The organism is Pseudomonas sp. LBUM1666, from assembly GCF_059695775.1.
The window spans coordinates 4159097-4176646 of record NZ_CP166789.1 but is presented as its reverse complement, the minus strand read 5'-3'; the positions used below and the strand labels follow the sequence as shown (position 1 = coordinate 4176646).

General features: G+C 58.3%; 15 protein-coding genes and 1 pseudogene. 7 read left to right on the top strand and 9 right to left on the bottom strand.

What is annotated here, in order from left to right:
- Positions 1-42: 42 nt before the first annotated feature.
- The 6 genes from ACA056_RS19190 to ACA056_RS19165 form a co-directional block, all read right to left on the bottom strand.
- Entirely contained in the window at positions 43-828 is a 786-nt protein-coding gene (locus ACA056_RS19190; protein ID WP_497266944.1) for a transporter substrate-binding domain-containing protein, read from the bottom strand.
- Positions 829-948: 120 nt separating this feature from the next.
- A complete protein-coding gene (copD, locus tag ACA056_RS19185; protein ID WP_497266942.1) occupies positions 949-1881 on the bottom strand; it encodes a copper homeostasis membrane protein CopD in 933 nt (310 codons plus the stop codon).
- Between the two features lie 3 nt (positions 1882-1884).
- On the bottom strand, positions 1885-2256 hold the full coding sequence (gene copC / locus ACA056_RS19180) for a copper homeostasis periplasmic binding protein CopC (RefSeq protein WP_497266940.1): 372 nt from the start codon (positions 2254-2256) through the stop codon (positions 1885-1887).
- Between the two features lie 55 nt (positions 2257-2311).
- On the bottom strand, positions 2312-3199 hold the full coding sequence (locus ACA056_RS19175; protein ID WP_497266938.1) for a copper resistance protein B: 888 nt from the start codon (positions 3197-3199) through the stop codon (positions 2312-2314).
- 11 nt (positions 3200-3210) lie between these two features.
- Positions 3211-4908 (bottom strand): copper resistance system multicopper oxidase, encoded by a 1698-nt coding sequence (locus tag ACA056_RS19170; RefSeq protein WP_497266936.1) that lies wholly within the window; start codon positions 4906-4908, stop codon positions 3211-3213.
- Positions 4909-5018: 110 nt separating this feature from the next.
- Positions 5019-5723: a murein L,D-transpeptidase catalytic domain family protein gene (locus ACA056_RS19165; RefSeq protein WP_497266934.1), complete on the bottom strand. Its 705-nt coding sequence runs from the start codon at positions 5721-5723 to the stop codon at positions 5019-5021.
- Between the two features lie 81 nt (positions 5724-5804).
- On the opposite strand from ACA056_RS19165, the gene ACA056_RS19160 reads away from it, so the two are divergent.
- Positions 5805-7556 carry a L,D-transpeptidase family protein gene (locus ACA056_RS19160; protein WP_497266932.1) on the top strand — a complete coding sequence of 584 codons (1752 nt, stop codon included), beginning with the start codon at positions 5805-5807 and terminating at the stop codon, positions 7554-7556.
- A 200-nt stretch (positions 7557-7756) separates the two neighbouring features.
- Complete coding sequence (locus tag ACA056_RS19155) at positions 7757-8548, top strand: WaaZ-like lipopolysaccharide core biosynthesis protein (protein ID WP_497266930.1); 792 nt, start codon at positions 7757-7759, stop codon at positions 8546-8548.
- Positions 8549-8608: 60 nt separating this feature from the next.
- On the opposite strand, the gene ACA056_RS19150 is transcribed toward ACA056_RS19155, so the two are convergent.
- Positions 8609-9451, bottom strand: coding sequence for a LysR substrate-binding domain-containing protein (locus ACA056_RS19150; RefSeq protein WP_497266928.1), 843 nt, complete (start codon positions 9449-9451; stop codon positions 8609-8611).
- A gap of 108 nt (positions 9452-9559) precedes the next feature.
- Between ACA056_RS19150 and ACA056_RS19145 the strand changes: the two are divergent.
- The 4 genes and pseudogenes from ACA056_RS19145 to ACA056_RS19130 all read left to right on the top strand — a co-directional run bounded on the left by ACA056_RS19145 (position 9560) and on the right by ACA056_RS19130 (position 14254).
- Positions 9560-10262: pseudogene (locus tag ACA056_RS19145) on the top strand (haloacid dehalogenase type II).
- Positions 10263-10275: 13 nt separating this feature from the next.
- A complete protein-coding gene (locus ACA056_RS19140) occupies positions 10276-11067 on the top strand; it encodes an aldolase (RefSeq protein WP_497266926.1) in 792 nt (263 codons plus the stop codon).
- 65 nt (positions 11068-11132) lie between these two features.
- Positions 11133-12704: a sensor domain-containing diguanylate cyclase gene (locus tag ACA056_RS19135; protein ID WP_497266924.1), complete on the top strand. Its 1572-nt coding sequence runs from the start codon at positions 11133-11135 to the stop codon at positions 12702-12704.
- A 143-nt stretch (positions 12705-12847) separates the two neighbouring features.
- A complete protein-coding gene (locus ACA056_RS19130; RefSeq protein ID WP_497266922.1) occupies positions 12848-14254 on the top strand; it encodes a DUF1254 domain-containing protein in 1407 nt (468 codons plus the stop codon).
- A 32-nt stretch (positions 14255-14286) separates the two neighbouring features.
- Here ACA056_RS19130 and ACA056_RS19125 read toward each other — a convergent pair whose 3' ends face one another.
- Together ACA056_RS19125 and ACA056_RS19120 are read right to left on the bottom strand one after the other, a co-directional pair.
- Entirely contained in the window at positions 14287-14625 is a 339-nt protein-coding gene (locus ACA056_RS19125; RefSeq protein ID WP_497266920.1) for a hypothetical protein, read from the bottom strand.
- Between the two features lie 22 nt (positions 14626-14647).
- The gene (locus ACA056_RS19120; RefSeq protein ID WP_497266918.1) at positions 14648-14887 is read right to left on the bottom strand and encodes a hypothetical protein; all 240 of its coding nucleotides are present in this window, start codon (positions 14885-14887) and stop codon (positions 14648-14650) included.
- On the opposite strand from ACA056_RS19120, the gene ACA056_RS19115 reads away from it, so the two are divergent.
- Positions 14886-17456 carry a bifunctional diguanylate cyclase/phosphodiesterase gene (locus tag ACA056_RS19115; protein WP_497266916.1) on the top strand — a complete coding sequence of 857 codons (2571 nt, stop codon included), beginning with the start codon at positions 14886-14888 and terminating at the stop codon, positions 17454-17456. The genes ACA056_RS19120 and ACA056_RS19115 overlap by 2 nt on opposite strands.
- Positions 17457-17550: the final 94 nt, after the last annotated feature.

Genomic DNA, 17550 nt, shown 5'->3' with positions numbered 1-17550 from the left:
CGCAGGCTTCGCCAGCTGCTACAGGGATTGTGTAGGTGACGGTTATTTGGGCTCGGGTGTTGCTATCCATTGGCCCAAAACTTTTTGGTAGTTGCCTGTGACTTTGGCCAGGTGCAACCACTGATCGACGTACAACTTCCAAGTCATGTCATCACGCGGTAGCAAGTAAGCCTTCTCGCCATACTGCATGAATTGCTTCGGGTTCACCGCGCACAGACCGGGTTTGAGTTTCTGCTGATAGAGCGCTTCCGAAGCATCGGTGATCATCACGTCAGCCTTCTTGTCCAGCAGCTCCTGGAAGATGGTCACGTTGTCGTGAAGCCGTAATTGCGCCTTGGGTAAAAACGCGTGAACAAAGGCTTCGTTGGTGCCGCCTGCCGGTTCGACCAAACGAACCAAAGGTTGGTTGATTTGCTCGACGGTCTGGTACAGCGCCTGATCTTCGCAGCGCACCAGTGGGATTTTGCCGTCGACGTCCAGCGTGGTGCTGAAGAAGGCCTTTTTCTGGCGCTCCAGCGTGACGGAGATGCCGCCGACGCCGATGTCGCATTTGCCTGCGAGCATGTCGGGCATCAGGGTTTTCCAGGTGGTCTGCACCCACTCGACCTTGACGCCCAGGCTCTCGGCCAGCGAGCGGGCCATGGCGATGTCGATGCCCGAGTATTCGCCGTCTTCGGCTTTGACGGTATAGGGTTTGTAGTCGCCCGTCGTACACACGCGCAGTTGGCCCTGTTGGATGACGCTGTCCAGATGCGATTGCTCTGCCTGAGCGGCAAACGATAGAGCGAGTAGGCCACCGAGAATCATTGTGCTTTTCAGGTTGTTCATTGTTATCCGGCTTCCATGATGGAGTGGGGGCTGAGAGTACTTACTTTCTGCTGCACCGCTCAACATCATCCTGAGTTTTCAAATCAGTCTCGATTCCCAACCGGTATTTGCAGAGAACTATTACCCCGCCATCTCCATTTCCGGACTCAACGTCCCCAACCAAGCCACCAACCCCACAATCAACACCGCCGCCGCCAATTCAACCACCACGCTGCGCCGCAACGTATTCGCTGCCACCCGATACTGACCCCCCCGCAACGACCGCTCCAAAAACGGCCCCAGGTGAAACCGGTTGAACGCGGCCAGCACCAGCATCCCGGCAAACAGCGCGATTTTGATGGACAGTAAAATCCCGTAGGTACTGAGCAATACATCGTCGAGCGTTGGGCCCACGATGAACAGGTAATTCACGACTCCCGTGACCGTGATGACGACCACGATCACCGCGCCCACCCATTCAAATCGGCTGACTGCCCGAGCTAGCAATCTGATGCGTTCCTCGGTTTGCAGATCGTTGATCTTTGCCATCAAGGCAAGCGCGACCAGCGCACCGAACCAGGCCCCCGAAGCCAGCAGATGCGAGATGTCAGTGATGAAATGCCAATAACGACGGCTGCCTTCATCCATCGCCCCATGACCGCTCCAGGCCAGGCTGGCCAAGGCGATAGCGCCGGCAAAAGACGCGATCAGCAGGCTGAATCCTGGCGTACGTTGATTGAGCATCACCACCAAACCGCCGACAACCAACGCGACAATGCGCACGACCCAGGCCAATCCCACGTCCGTCTCAAACACCATCATCTCGATATGCGGGCGCAACTCGGCAAAGTCCGACTCACCGCTCATGGCGCTCGACATCATCACCATGCTGGCGACGGAAAACAGCACACCCAGCACCGCCGTTCCCACCAACATCGACCGAAACGGCAACACTGCGCCCGATATCCGTTCCTGTCCTATAAGGCTATAGAGCCCAAACAGCGCCACCCCAAACAGCAACATCAAATCCACATACAACCCAAAGCGCAGTGCAATGCTGACCAAGTCGCTCATTAATCACTTCACTTTGAACGTGACGTTACCGGTGATCGGGTGAGTGTCCGACGACACCGCGCGCCATTCGACTTTGTAGGTGCCGGCAGGCAGTGGCGAAAGCGGTGTGATGACCATGGTTTTCGGATCGCTGCCACCAGAAACTTTAGCTTTCATCGGCATGGGTGAGTGCGCCATGCCGGGCATTTCCGTCATGACCAGTTTTGCGCCGGAGAACTGGGTCATTAGGTTTTCCGAGAAGTGCAGTTCGATCTTGCTCGGTGCCGCACCGTCCGCGCCTTCGGCCGGAGTGGAGGAAAGCAATTTCGGGTGCGCTTGAGCGAGCGCGCTCATGAGCAGCCCAATGGCAACAGCGGTAGTTTTAATCATGCGCATGCAAGGCCTCTTACCGCTTTAAGCGGTTGTTTTTTTGGTTGTTGAGTTAATGCGTTTAGAACCACAGGCGAACACCGAGGACCAAGCGTGCTTCGCTGCGATCCTCACCTTCATCGTTGGCGTAGTCGGCGGTTTTGCCGTAGGTCCGGTTCCAGGTCACACCGATGTAAGGCGCGATTTCCCGGCGGATTTCATAGCGCAGCCGCAGGCCGGCTTCGGTGTTCGACAGTCCTGAGCCGATGCCGCGTTGCGGGTCGTTTTTGCCGTAGACGTTGAGCTCGGCGGTTGGCTGCAGGATGAGCCGGTTGGTCAGCAGGATGTCGTAGTCGCCCTCAAGTCGTGCAGCGGTTTGGCCGCCTTCGCCGATGAAGGCGGTGGCTTCGGTTTCGAAGTTGTACAGCGCCATGCCTTGCACGCCAAACGCGGCCCAGGTTTGCGGGTCGCCAGGTTTGAAATCCTGGCGAATGCCGCTCACCACGTCCCACCAGGGGGAGATCGCGTGCCCCCACAGGGCCTGGATTTCGGCGTCTTCGGTTTTGCCGTTGGTGCGCTCGCCTGCGGAGCGCAGCCACAGGCGATCGATGTCGCCGCCAATCCAGCCGGACATGTCCCAGGCCAGGGTGCTGCCGTCGTCAGCGTCCTGCCATTCGAGTTTGTCGGCGAGGAAGTAATAGTTGAGCGCGGTGTCATGCACGCCGTGGCCGGTCGGGCTGGCGTACACGGCGGCGCGGTCGGCATCGGTCAGCGCCGGGATCGGCGTGCGGCTTTCGGTCGGCGCGGCGGGCTGCATCTGGCCGTCGTCCATGCTTTGCAGTTGGCTTTGGTCCATGCCCTGCATCTGGCTGTGATCCATGTTCTGCATGTCGTCGGTGGCGGCCATCGCCGAAGAGAGTGTCAGGCTCGCGGTCACGAGTGCCAATGAAATTGGAGTGAGTCTGGTCATGGATAAGCGCCTCATTCTTCCACCCGAACTTCACGGAACATGCCCATTTCCATGTGGTACAGGAGATGGCAGTGATAGGCCCAGCGGCCGAGCGCATCGGCGGTGACGCGATAGCTGCGTCGGGAACCGGGCGGCATGTCGATGGTGTGTTTGCGCACCATGAACTCGCCGTTCTCATCTTCGAGGTCGCTCCACATGCCGTGCAGATGGATCGGGTGGGTCATCATCGTGTCGTTGACCAGCACCACCCGAACCCGCTCGCCGTATTTGAGGCGCACAGGTTCGGCGTCGGAGAACTTCACACCGTTGAACGACCAGGCAAATTTTTCCATGTGGCCGGTGAGGTGCAGTTCGATGGTACGGCTCGGGTCGCGGTCGTCCGGGTCTTCGAAGGTGCTGCGCAGGTCGGAATAGGTCAGGACGCGGCGGCCGTTGTTGCGCAGGCCCAGGCCGGGATCGTCGAGTTTGGGGGCGGTGGTCATGGCTTGCATGTCCACCAGCGGGTTGTCTTTTTCCGTCTCGGGATGGGACTGCATGCCGGGCATGGCCATGGCGCTATGATCCATGCCCGCCATGCTGCCGTGATCCATTCCGCCCATGCCCATGTCATCCATGGTCACCAGCGGTCGAGGGTCCAGCGGCGGTACCGGCGCGGATAAACCAGCCTTCGCTGCAAGCGTGCCGCGTGCAAAGCCGGTCCGATCCATCGACTGGGCGAACACGGTGTAAGCCGCTTCGGTCGGCTCGACAATCACATCGAAGGTCTCCGCCACCGCAATGCGAAACTCATCGACACTCACTGGTTTGACGTGCAGCCCATCCGCAGCGACCACCGTCATTTTCAGCCCGGGAATGCGCACGTCGAAGTACGTCATGCCGGAACCATTGATGAAGCGCAGGCGCAGCTTCTCGCCCGGCCGGAACACGCCCGTCCAGTTCGAGTTCGGCGCCTGGCCGTTCATCAAGTAGGTGTAAGTTGCGCCGCTGACGTCGGCCAGGTCCGTGGGGTTCATCTTCATTTCGGCCCACATCTTTCGATCGGCGACCGTGGAACCCCAACCTTTCTCACTGACGTCGTGGATGAAATCACCCACTGTGGGCTTGTTGTAGTTGTAGTAGTCCGATTGCTTTTTCAGCGTCTTCATCAGGTCGACGGCGTTTTCGTCGGTCCAGTCAGTCAGCATCACCACATAGTCGCGGTCGTACTGGAAAGGCTCTGGCTCCTTCGCATCGATCACCAACGGCCCGTAAACGCCGGACTGTTCCTGTAAGCCTGAATGGCTGTGGTACCAGTAAGTGCCGTTCTGTCGGACCTTGAATTGATAGACGTACATCCCACCCGGCTCGATGCCGTGAAAACTCAGGCCCGGCACGCCGTCCATGTTGGCCGGCAGTAAAATGCCGTGCCAGTGAATGGAGGTGTCAGCGTTGAGTTTGTTCTTCACCCGTAATGTAACCGTGTCGCCTTCTCGCCAACGCAGCAGGGGGCCGGGAATACCGCCGTTGATGGTCATCGCGGTGCGCGGGTTGCCGGTGATGTTGACCGGGGTTTCGCCGATGAACAGGTCGAAGTCGGTGCCCGCCAGCACCTGAGGCTCGCCAGGGCTGGCGATGGCCCAGACAGGCGTGCGCCATAACCCGAAGCCGCCAAGGAGCCCGCCCGCGGCCAGCCCCTTCACGAAGGTGCGTCTTGATGTGTTGGAATGCATGCCGTTTTCCCGGTCTGTCAGCGTGGAGAGAGCTTGATGACGAGGCTAACGGGCGGTGCCTTTCAGCAGGCTGAGGCGCAGATTACAGTTTTGACAGTTTCAAACCGAATCTATTGGCGTGAATTGGGCGTAGACGCATCAGCTACAGTGCCGCCACCGCAGTTGATATACGAAGACGACTTCAACCAACGTTGATCCGGATAGTAGGAAAACAACAACTGACCATCCTTCATCGAGTCAATCAACTTATGCGCAATCGCCGGCCGCACAGCCGGACAACCCAGGCTTCTACCGATCCGGCCATTCGCTCGGGCAAGAACCGGACTGACATAGGGCGCCCCGTGAATAACGATCGCCCGCTCAAATGCGTTGTCGTTGAAACCCGGCTCCAGTCCTTCCATGCGCAAGGAATAACCGTTCTGGCCGACATAGCTCGACTGGGTGCGGTACAAACCGAGGCTGGTGGCAAAGCTTTCATTCTGGTTGGAGAACTTGACCGCCATGTTCTCGCCGCTGTTGCGACCGTGGGCAACCAGTTCGTGGAACAGTAATTTACGTTTCTTCAGATCGAACACCCACAACCGTTGTTCGGTCGAAGGCAGTGAGTAGTCGATGACAGCAAGTCTTTGGACAGGTGCTTTACCTTGGGCCAAGCTGCATTGGGTAGCGCGTACGGCCAGCCCGATGACTTTGGCGTTGGCGCCTGGTGCTGCTTTGAGCAGCGCGGTTTCAAGCGAATCGGCGTAGGCTGCCGGTACCGAAACTGACGTCAGCAGCAGGGCCGTGAATAGGAAACCAAAGCGGTCTAGCGCCATATGTAAGTCTCACATTAATGTTTCGAGTCTAGCAGTGTGCAGGATGCTAGCCGTTGAATACGGGGCGATTAAGGATTATCCATGGGGCAGTTAACAAGGTTATTCGTCATAAGCCGCATCTTTTTTATGGGCTTTCTGATCAGCGGCGCAGCGATTGCAGAAACTTCGCCGATTGAGGCGGTATCTGCCGTCATCAGCAGAACTGGCGCAGCACCTGACGATTACGTCGCTCAAACGATTCAGGCGGCACTTGAGCCATTGAGTTCATCGTTTCCACCCTTGCTCACTTCCCGTGGCCATCGACGGGTGGATCCGAGTCGCGTGGTCATGGATTTTTACATGCATCGGAGTTATCGCTCGGCCTGGGCGAACGACAGCGATGTCATTCAGTTATTGAAAAGCCTGAGCGAGACCCAGGCCGACGGGCTGGACCCTGCGGACTTTCATATTGATGAGTTGGCGAAGGCCAGAGCGTCGATGCAGGCAGCAGAGCCGACGGTGGCGCAACGGGCGGCGTTCGATATCGCGGCGACCCGGACCTTTATCACGGCGCTGCTGCAATTACGGCGCGGCAAGGTTGACCCTTCGCGTCTGGACATCCATTGGAATTTCGACCCCGTCGGCGCCGATCCTCGTGGAGACATGAATAACTTGTTCGCCGCGCTCGATGCTCATGACGTGCCGCGTGCTTTCGCCGAAGCGCCACCACAAGAGGCGGTTTACCGCAGCCTGCGCGTGGGCCTGGCGCAACTGCGCAAGGTTCGGGACGCTGGCGGTTGGCCGAAGATTGCCGAAGGCCAATCGCTCAAGCCAGGCATGGATGACACCTCTGTCGCGCAGTTGCGAGCACGTTTGGTGGCGGGTGGTTATCTGGCCCCATCAAAGAAGCAACGCACTGATTACGACGACAGCGTCGCCGCGGCGGTGAAAAAGTATCAAACCGAGCAATATCTGGGGGCGGATGGCGTGGCGGGGGCCGCGACACTGGCTGCGTTGAATGTGCCCGTAGAGGCGCGGATAGACCAGGTTCGGGTGAACATGGAGCGTGCGCGTTGGTTGCTGTTCAAACTTCAGGGCACTTTTGTCATCGTTGATATTGCGGGTTACAAGGTGGCGCTCTATCGCGACGGTAAGGCGATATGGCGTTCCCGGGTTCAGGTCGGTAAGCCGTTCCGCAGTACGCCGGTGTTTCAATCCGAGATTACTTACGTAACGTTCAATCCCACCTGGACCGTGCCACCGACCATCCTCGTCAAAGACATGCTGCCGAAGATTCAACGAGATCCTGGCTACCTTGCCGCCAACCGTATAAGAGCCCTTGATCGAGAGGGGAATGTGCTCGATCCGTCGACCGTCGACTGGGATAACGCGCGCGGTATCACGCTGCGACAGGATGCCGGGCCGGATAATTCGCTGGGGCAGGTGGTCATTCGGTTTCCCAATGACTATTCGATTTACCTCCACGACACGCCGCATCGCGAGTTGTTTGCGCAATCGCGCCGTGCCACCAGTTCAGGCTGCATACGGGTGGAGAACCCGCTGCAGTTGGTAGAGTTACTGTTCAACGACCCGGTTCGTTGGAACAGCGCCGGGATACGGGCTCAACTGGCGAACGGCAAGACCGAAAACATCAGGCTTCCCGTCAAGGTGCCGGTGCTGTTGGCTTACTGGACCGTGGATCTGAGTAACGATGGTCGAGTGATGTTTAAACCCGATGTATACGGGTACGACTCCGCGGTACTGCGGGGACTGAATTTGCCTTCGGAACTGCCTGTTCTGGATGTGCGAGGAGCAGGAACTTCTGCTGTCGCGACGGGGCAAAACCGGCAATGACCGTGAAGTAAGCGAGACTTGCTATCCGTATGTAACGGGCAGGTCATCGATGCACCAACGATGCAAGCGCTCTGCGTCTACCTTTGCGCTCCGTCGCAGATTCAGGGGTTGGCGAAGCCAAAAGGTTGGCTCACCTGTTGAAAACTATCACAATGCAAAATAGTCACCGATCATCGATGTAAAAGGATAGGAAATTGAAGATGGATGTTGCGCAAAAAAAACCGTCATTCAACACAGGTATGCTTGATGTGCATGACCTCGATGAGTGCCGCAACATCCAAAAAGGTGCCGTGTTTATTATTGCCTCGGGGGCGTCCGCTAAAGATTTTCCATTGGAAAAGTTTGCAGACGTTCCGATGATCACGATGAACGGTGCCATTTCCATGTTCTCCGGGACGGGTATCAAGCCGTTCTTTTATGCCTGTACGGATCAAGGCTTTTCCGAACAGCAACCCGAACTGTTTTCAGACGCGATGCGCATCAGTCAGCGGGTTGCACTGTGGCAAGAGCACATCTGGCATACGACGGTAGCGCCTGAGGGCGACCTGTATTTACTTGGCCGAGCACCCAAGCTCTCCTGGACGGACCTGGTTTTCAGGGCCGATAAAGAACTCGTCAGAAGTCGCAAGCTCGGAAATGGCCGCAATAGAACCCTTGGTTTCAGCAAGAACCTTAAGCGCGGCTTTTTTGATGCCCGTACCGTGGCTTATCTGGCTTTGCAGATTGCCTATCACGTGGGGTTTACCAAGGTGTTTCTGGTCGGCGTCGACTTGAATCAGTCTGTGAGCCGTTTTTACGAAGGGGGTGACACGTTCGCCTCGCCATGCCTGCTCGACCAGCATTTTTATACGAGAATCCTTCCGTCGTTCGAGATCATGTCGAAGTACGTCGTGGATGAAGATTTTCAGGTCTACAACTTGTCCAGTTCCTCAAGGATTCCGGGTGAGCTCATTCCCCGGGTGACGTTGGATGAGATCGACAAGTTGATCTAAAGGTTGTTCGTGCTTTATTGAAATGGGCGCCCTCGGGGCGCCCATTTTTTTGTCTGGTGATTATGTCTGGCCCAGCTCATCGCGCAAAAACTCCACCAACGCCCGTTGCAACCCGGTCAGCGCGCCCTCGCGGCTGATCAACGCCAACTCCGTCGGCGGCAACTCGGGCAGGTCGGTGCACACACTGTGCTCAGGCAATACCGCCGAAGCGGGCAGCACCGACACCCCCAGACCTGAAGCCACCGCCGCCTGAATGCCCGTCAGGCTATGACTGCCAAACGCAACCCGCCAGGGCCGCTGAGCCACATCCAGCAGGCGGATGGCCCGTTGGCGGTAAATGCAGCCCTGCGGGAACAGCGCCAGTGGCAATACACCGTTGGCTGAATCCACGCCTGCACCTTTGACCCACACCAACACTTCCGGCCAGGCTGCCCAGCACGGCCCGCTGTCCGGTTCGCGCTTGACCAGCGCAATGTCGAGTGCACCCGCGCTCAGTTTCTGTTTGAGATCGGTGCTCATGCCACTGATGGTTTCCAGACGGGCTTCAGGTCTGGCCCGGTTGAAGCCGGCGAGAATGACCGCCAGGCGCCTGGCGTCGAAATCCTCCGGTACGCCAATGCGCAGGATCTCGAGATCGAGGTCACTGGCCAACGCTTCAACCGCCTCCGAGGACAGCGCCAGCAAGCGCCGGGCATAGTGAATCAGCAACTCGCCATGCTCAGTGACGCTGACGTTCTGTCCGGTCCGATCACGCAGCAGTAGCGAATGCCCGACCAATTCTTCGAGTTTACGAACCTGTTGGCTCACGGTGGATTGGGTCCGATGCACGCGTTCAGCGGCGCGGGTGAAGCTGCCTTCGTCGACCACGCAGACGAAGGTCTTGAGCAATTCGAGGTCGAGCATGGCGGGCTCCTTGATATTCGATTTATCACTGACGGGTCTATATTAATTTAATTTCACACTATCACCAATGACTCGTAGTCTGAAGATCACCTTTCAGAGGAAACGTACATGACACTCAAAAATACCCCGCGCCCCGAGTGGCTGACCTTCGATTGCTACGGCACGCTGATTCAGTGGGATGAAGGCTTGAAGGCCGTGGTCGCCGAAATTTTGCGCGACAAGGGCGACCACACCGTTGATGTCGATCGCCTGATCGGGGTGTACGACCGACATGAGCACCGCCTGGAGCAGATCCCACCGCATCGCTCGTTTCGTCAATTGAGCACGCAGGCGTTGCACCTCGCCCTGGAGGAGTTGGGGCTGGCGAGCGCACCCGAAGACAGTCAGCAGCTGGCCGGGGCGATCCCGCATGCCGCCATTCCCCGAAGTGGTCGAGACGCTCGCGCGGCTCAAGGCGATGGGGTTCAAGTTGTGCATCGTGTCCAACACCGATGACGACATCATCGCCGGCAATGTCGCGCAACTCGGTGGGCACATCGACCGGGTCATCACCGCCCAGCAAGCCGGTGCTTATAAGCCGAATCCGCGGTTGTTTGACTACGCTCATGAACAGCTTGGCGTCAGTCGTGATCAGGTGGTGCACATCTGCGCCAGCCCGATGCTGGACCATACCGCCGCCCGCGACATGCACTTTCGTTGCGTCTGGATTGACCGCGGCACAGGTCGGCAGTTGCTGCCGGACTATCAACCCGATGCGATATCAAGCACGCTGGACCAGGTCGTGCCCTTGTTCACATCCCTTGGCTGGTAAACACGGAGTCGTCATGGCACACACCCTTGCAGGCAGTTCCCGTCCCTCGCGTTACGCCGATCTGAATCTCGATTCGGAGGCCGCCATCAGCGCTCGCACGGAATTGGCCGCGTGCTTTCAACTGGCGGCGCTTTACGGATTGGAGGAGGGCATCTGTAACCACTTTTCCGCCATGGTGCCGGGCCGGGATGATCTGTTTTTCGTGAACCCCTATGGGTACGCATTCGAGGAAGTCACCGCTGACAACCTGCTGGTCTGCGACTTTCACGGCAATGTCGTGGTGGGCGATGGGCTACCGGAAGCGACTGCTTTCTATATCCATGCGCGACTGCACAAACAGCTGCCGAGGGTGAAAGTGGCGTTTCACACGCATATGCCTCACGCCACGGCGTTGTGCCTGCTGCAAGGTCCGCCGTTGTTGTGGCTGGGGCAAACGGCCTTGAAGTTCTACGGCCGTACGGCGGTGGACGAGGACTACAACGGTCTGGCGCTCGACGAGTCTGAAGGCGACCGGATTGCCAGCGTCATGGGCGATGCCGACATTCTGTTTTTGAAGAACCACGGGGTGATCGTCGCCGGGCCATCCATCGCCGAAGCCTGGGACGATCTGTATTACCTTGAACGTGCCGCCCAAGTGCAACTGATGGCGATGGCGACCCAGCGTGAACTCAAGCCGGTGCCCCATGAGATTGCCCGGCGGGCATGCGAGCAAATGCGCCTGGGGGATGCAGAAAGTGCTCGGGCGCATTTGCACAGTGCAATGCGGCGACTAGCCAAAGGGCATTTGCCCCATACCCCCCCGTAGACTAAGCTCACAAAAAATAAGGGTTTTGGGGTGTTATCCATGCCTTACCCTTACAGGACGAGCTTTTGCCTATCCCTCTTCACGATCCGCACATCGCCACCGGCGTCACGTTGAAACGGTTACCTCTGCGCAAAGCGGCGGTGCTGTTTATCGCGGTCGTGTGCCTGAGCCTGTGCGGTTTGCTTTACCTGCAACTGGAGCAATCGCGCCGGCATGACCTGGCATTGGCGCAAGTGGCGTCATCAAACCTGACGCGGGCCATGGCGCAGCAGGCCGAAGACACCTTCATGCAAGCCGATCTGGTGCTGACCAGTCTGGCGGACTGGATTCAGGCTGACGGTTTCGGCGCGCCCCAAAAGCCACGCTTGCAGAAAACATTCGCCCGGCGGGTGCAGGCGCTGAATCAATTGCACGGGATATTTCTGTTCGACCAAAAGGGGCAGTGGGTCGTTACCTCTTTCGACGAACTGCCACGCGGAGCAGGTGTGGGGGATCGCGATTATTTCAAGTTCCACCAGCAGAACGTCTCCTCCCTGGCGCACATCGGGCCGGCGATTCGCAGTCGGAGAAATGGTGAGTGGATCATTCCGATATCCAAACGGGTGAACGACAAGAATGGCAATTTCCAGGGCGTCTTGTTGGCCGGTATCAAGATGGCGTACTTCGATCAGTTCTTCAAAAGCTTCAGCATTGATGACAACGGTTCGATGTTTTTGGGATTGACCGACGGAACGCTGCTGGCGCGACGGCCGTTTGTGGAGTCGCTGATTGGCACATCCCTGGTCAAGAGCGAGATCTTCGAGAAATTGCTGCCCAACGCGCCTTCCGGTAACGCGATGTTCAGCTCGCTGGTCGATGGTGTTGTGCGGTTGTATGGCTACCGTCAGCTCGACACTTATCCGCTGGTCGTGTCTGCCGCCTCGTCCAGGGAATCGATTCTCAAGGATTGGTACGACACTGCATTTCGCTCCACGGTCATCGTTGCCCTGGTGGTGTTGGGGGTGGGGCTGTTCGGTTGGATGTTCCTTTATCAGGTGCGTGTCGGCGAACAGGTCGAGGCGGATTTGCGCAAGGCGAAGGAAGCGCTGAAGCTGATCGCGACCCACGACAGCCTGACCGGCCTGGGCAATCGCCGGCTGTTCGAGGGGGCGCTGGACATCGAGTTCGGCCGAGGCGCCCGGCAGTCGAGTTCGCTGAGCCTGATCATGCTCGATATCGATTACTTCAAGCGCTACAACGACGCTTACGGTCATGTGGCGGGGGATCATTGCCTGGCTGAAGTGGCGCGGGCGGTGAAGGGGTGCTGCCATCGAAAAGCCGATTTGGCGGTGCGGTACGGCGGTGAGGAATTTGCGGTATTACTGCCCGACACCGACATTCACGGCGCGATGGTGATTGCCGAGCAGATCCGCCGCAGCGTCATGGACAAGAACATCATCCACAGCGGTTCGCCCTCGGGCTTCGTGACGGTCAGTCTGGGTTGTTATTCGTTTGTGCCGACGGGTCGGGACAGCATGGAAGTGTTCATCGAACGTGCGGATGCGGCGCTGTATCAAGCCAAGCATTCGGGGCGAAACCGCTCGGCGGTGCTGTCGATGGAGGGCGGTGTCGAGGCACTGCTGCGTTCGGATCGTTGAGGTGCCTTTCGATGTTGTTTCACCCGCGCAACACCCCGGCCAGCCGGCTGTCTGCCTGTCAGATCCTCTTCAATTGATCGTCTAGAGTTGCGGTAACGCTGCCGATCCCGGCAGGTCTCCCCACCGCACGGATGATCGTCAGAATGTTGATTACTCAAGCATTGACAGCCGTTGCTCTAACCGTTGCAACCTGCGCCATTTTTCCGCTCGCGAGCCACGCTCAATCGAAAGTCACAGCCGAAGAAGCACACGCCATCGGCGTGGATGCCTACCTTTATTTGTACCCGCTGTTGACCATGGACATCACGCGCAAGCAATTCACCAACATCGAGTCGGGCAAGGAGTTCGGTAAAGGTCCGATGAATATGTTTGTCAGCGTTCCGCAGTATCCACCTGCAGATTTCAAAGGGGTGGTGCGCTCGAACTTCGACACCTTGTATTCCATTGCCTGGCTGGATTTGACCAAAGAACCGCTGGTGATTGCAGCGCCCGATACGGCCGGGCGTTTTTACTTGCTGCCGATGCTCGACATGTGGACCGATGTATTCGCCTCACCGGGCTGGCGCACGACGGGCACCCAAGCGGGGCAGTTTCTGGTGACACCGCCGGGCTGGACCGGGACGGTGCCTGCCGGACTGCACCATCTGCCGGCGCCTACGCCCTTTGTCTGGGTCATTGGCCGCACCAAGACCGACGGCGCTGCGGACTACGCGGCCGTGCACAAAATTCAGGCTGGCTATACCGTGACACCGCTGTCCCGACTGGGTAAAAGCCCCGAGCCGGCCAGCGTGAACATTGACCCGGCCGTGGACATGAAGACCCCGCCAAAGATCCAGGTCGACGCAATGTCGGCGGCGCACTACTTCGCCTACGCCGCCGAATTGCTCAAAGTGCACCCTGCGCACATCACTGATCAACCCATCCTGGCGCAGATGAAGCGTATCGGTATCGAACCCGGAAAATCCTTCAACATGGATGCGCTGGACCCTGAAATCAAAGCAGCGCTTCAGACCGTGCCCGAGGACGCGCAGACGCTGATGACGTGGAAGGTTCCAACCCTCGCTCGCGTGGTCAACGGCTGGTCGATGAACACCGACACCATGGGCGTCTACGGCAACTACTACCTCAAGCGCGCGATCGTTGCGCAGATCGGGCTCGGCGCCAACTTGCCCGAGGATGCGATTTATCCGCTGAACATCGGCGATGTCGAAGGCAAGCCACTCGATGGCGCGAACAAGTACGTGCTGCATTTCGACAAGGGTGAAACGCCGCCGGTAAACGCTTTCTGGTCGATCACCTTGTACGACCCCGAGGGTTTCCAGGTCGGCAATGCGCTCAACCGCTTTGCACTCAGTAGCTGGATGCCGTTCAAGACGAATGCCGACGGTTCGCTGGACATCTACTTCCAGCACGAAAACCCCGGCAAGGACCTTGAAGCCAATTGGCTGCCGGCGCCGAAGGGCGGTTTCAACCTGACCATGCGTTTGTATGGGCCCAAGCCCGAGGTTTTGAACGGCAAGTGGAACCCGCCACCGGTCAAACCAGCCTAGTCTCGCGTTTCAGGCCCAAAAGCAGCCGATGATTATCGGCTGCTTTTACGCGTCCAACTGCCCGTCCCGCCGCCGGCACCGCCCGTTCCACCGCCCGCCGCGCCCGTGCCACCCCCCGCGCCAGAGCCGCTGTTCCCGGCATTGCCACCATTTCCGCGACCCGACGAGTCCGATCCGCTATTGCTGCCGTTAGCGTTATGGTCGCTCGAGGGTTGGCCAGGATTGTCGTTGGGCGCCATGGTCGAGCGGCCTATTGAACCCGATTGGGTGCCGGTCGCATCAGCGCCATCGCCTGGGGCTGCACAAGTGCCGACGGACATGGCGGACAGCACTCCAGCCAGTAACAGCGAGGAAATTTTGATGGTCATCATGGTGCGTCTCCAAGATGAGTCGTTACCTGGCATTCTCGGAATCAAAAAGTACACGGGCGATCCGTGCAATTACAGGGCAGCGGCCGTCGATTGGCAATGGTTGTGTCAACGGTTCTTCAATTGCTGCAATGGCTTGCGTTATCCAGGCGTCAGGGCCCAGCATGGCTGCTATGGTCAGTGAACGTTCGGCGAGTGCCCAGGTAAAAAAGCATTGCGAGCGTCGCATCCCGATCAGGCAATCGATTGACAGGATCAAGTGCATGGATATGAACGCCGTTACCACCGTCACCGCTCCCCGTCATACGCCGATAACTCGCAACCTGGTGTTTGTCGTCGGCTTGCTGTTTGTTCTGGGTGTGCTGATCGCCCTGTTGGCCTTGTTCAACATTGCCGGGAGGCTGGACGCCCAGGACCTGGCCAAGACCACGTTCTACACCCAGCGTGCGCTGGAAAATCGTATCACTGCTTCGAAAAACTACGTCGCCAGTTATGCTAACTGGACGACCGCCTACGACCATTTGAACGGCAAGGTCGATGTGCAATGGGCCTACGTCGAGCAGAACCTGGGCAAAACCTTGTTCAGCATCGATCACTACGATGGCGTCTTCGTGGTCGATCATCAGCAAACCAAATACGCCGTGGTGCGCGGGCTTCAGGTGCAGGAGCCGGCGACCACCTATCTTTCGGCATCGATGGCGACGCTGATAGAGGCAGTCCAGAGTCAGGAAAGCCTAATAGATCCCGTCAGCCAGTTCACGCTGTTCGAGGGCAAACCGGCATTGCTGACGGCTGCCGCGATTGTCCCCAATGACGAAAGGCCGGCGGTCGATCCCCAAAGCACCTCGGTGCTGGTGTTCGTCGACCAATTAAGCCCTGACAAGCTCAGCGCCCTGAGCGCCGATTACGGCTTGCATGATTTAAACCTGGCGCCTGATAACGCCATCTCGCCCGGCAGTCCAGTCGTGGCGCTGGCGGACACCGGCTACAGCCTGGTTTCCCGACTTGAGCAACCGGGTCACCAGTTACTCTGGTCGCTGCTGCCGCCATTGGGCGGCGCGCTGTTGGTACTGGCGTTGTTAACGGCTTATTTTTTCCGGTATGTCTTACGCACGTCCGGGCACGTGGATGCCAGCTACACCAGCCTCGATTTATCGAACCAGGCGCTGGAGGCCAGTGAAGAACGTTTTCGTGCCGTGGCTGAGGCCGCTTCCGATTGGATCTGGGAAATCGACGACAAGCATTGCATCTCTTATCTGTCAGGACGTTTCGCCACCGTCACCGGTTTTTCCGACCAGCAATGGATAGGGCAGGACATCGGGCAATTGCTCAATTGCGATACGATTCCCTTGTCGCTGTGGCTGCATAAGCTCAATGAAGAACAGCCCGTCAGCCATTTGCGCTGCTCCTATCGCGATCAGTCGGGGCAACAGCGTATTTGCCGGGTTTCGGCACGACCGATTCATCGCAAGGGCGAGGTGCTGGGCTACCGCGGAACGGCCAGCGACATCACCGATGAAGTCGCCGCCCATGCCCAGATCCAGCATCTGTCGTTGCACGATGCCCTGACGGGGCTGCCGAATCGCAACAAACTGGCGCGTTTCCTCGACGAGGCCCTGGCGCAGAAAGGGCATTCGGCGGCGCTGGCGCTGTTGATGATTGATCTGGATAACTTCAAGCCGATCAACGATTCCCTTGGCCACCCGGCTGGCGACGCCGTGCTGCTGGAAGTGGCCACCCGATTGCGCGAGTGCACGCGGGACATAGATCTGGTCGCCCGGCTCGGTGGTGATGAGTTTGTGCTGGTGCTCAACGGCATGGACAGCCACGCCGAAATCGACCGGTTCTGCGAGCGTTTGCTCGGGAGCCTGCAGCAGCCGATTCATTACGAACATCACACGTTGCACATCGGCGCGAGCATCGGTGTCGCCTTGAGTCGGCGTCAGGGTCACATTCCCAATGAGCTGATCCGGTGTGCCGACATTGCGCTGTATCAGGCTAAATCCAACGGCAAGAAGACATGGTGCTACTTTGCGCCGCACATGAACGATCAGATCCAGCACCGCCGACAATTGGAAAGCGACTTGCGCCGGGCGATCAAGAACAACGAGTTCGTGATGCATTACCAGCCGCGCTACAACATGGGCGGCAAGCAGGTAGTTTCGGTGGAAGCGTTGCTGCGCTGGCAGCATCCGGAACAGGGGCTGCTGAGTCCCGACGAGTTTATCCCTTTGGCCGAGCAGACTGACCTGATCGTGCCTTTGGGGCGCTGGGTGTTGCGCGAAGCCTGTGAAACGGCCCTGACCTGGCCCGGTGCGTTGATGGTGTCGGTCAACTTGTCGCCTGTTCAATTTGCCCGCAGCGATGTGGTGGAGGACGTCAGGGAGGCATTGATCCAGACCCGTTTACCGGCCAGTCGTCTGGAGCTTGAAATCACCGAAAACGTGATGCTCATTGATGTGGATGGAGCGTTGGCGACCATGAATGCGCTCAAGGAACTGGGCGTGCGGTTGAACATGGACGACTTCGGTACCGGCTATTCTTCCCTGGGTTACTTGCGCACGTACCCGTTCGACGGGATCAAGATCGACAAGCGTTTCATCTCGTCCATGAGTGGCGGCGGCAATGATCGCGCCGTGGTGCAGGCGATCATCAACCTGGGCAAAGCCATGGGCTTGACCGTGACGGCAGAGGGCGTCGAGACCCTGGAGCAACTGGACTTCCTGGTCTCGGACCAGTGCAATGAGGTGCAGGGTTTCTACTTGAGTCGGCCGATGGAGAAACAGGCCTTGCTACCGTTGCTCAAGGCGTCGCATGACGAGTTTCCAGTGTAGGGGCGTGCCTTTAGTCGCCTGTCTCGCTCGTAGAGGCAACTGCCGGGGTGCGCCCCCGGTCACAACTGGGTATCGACCCTGCGTTGCGAGCGTT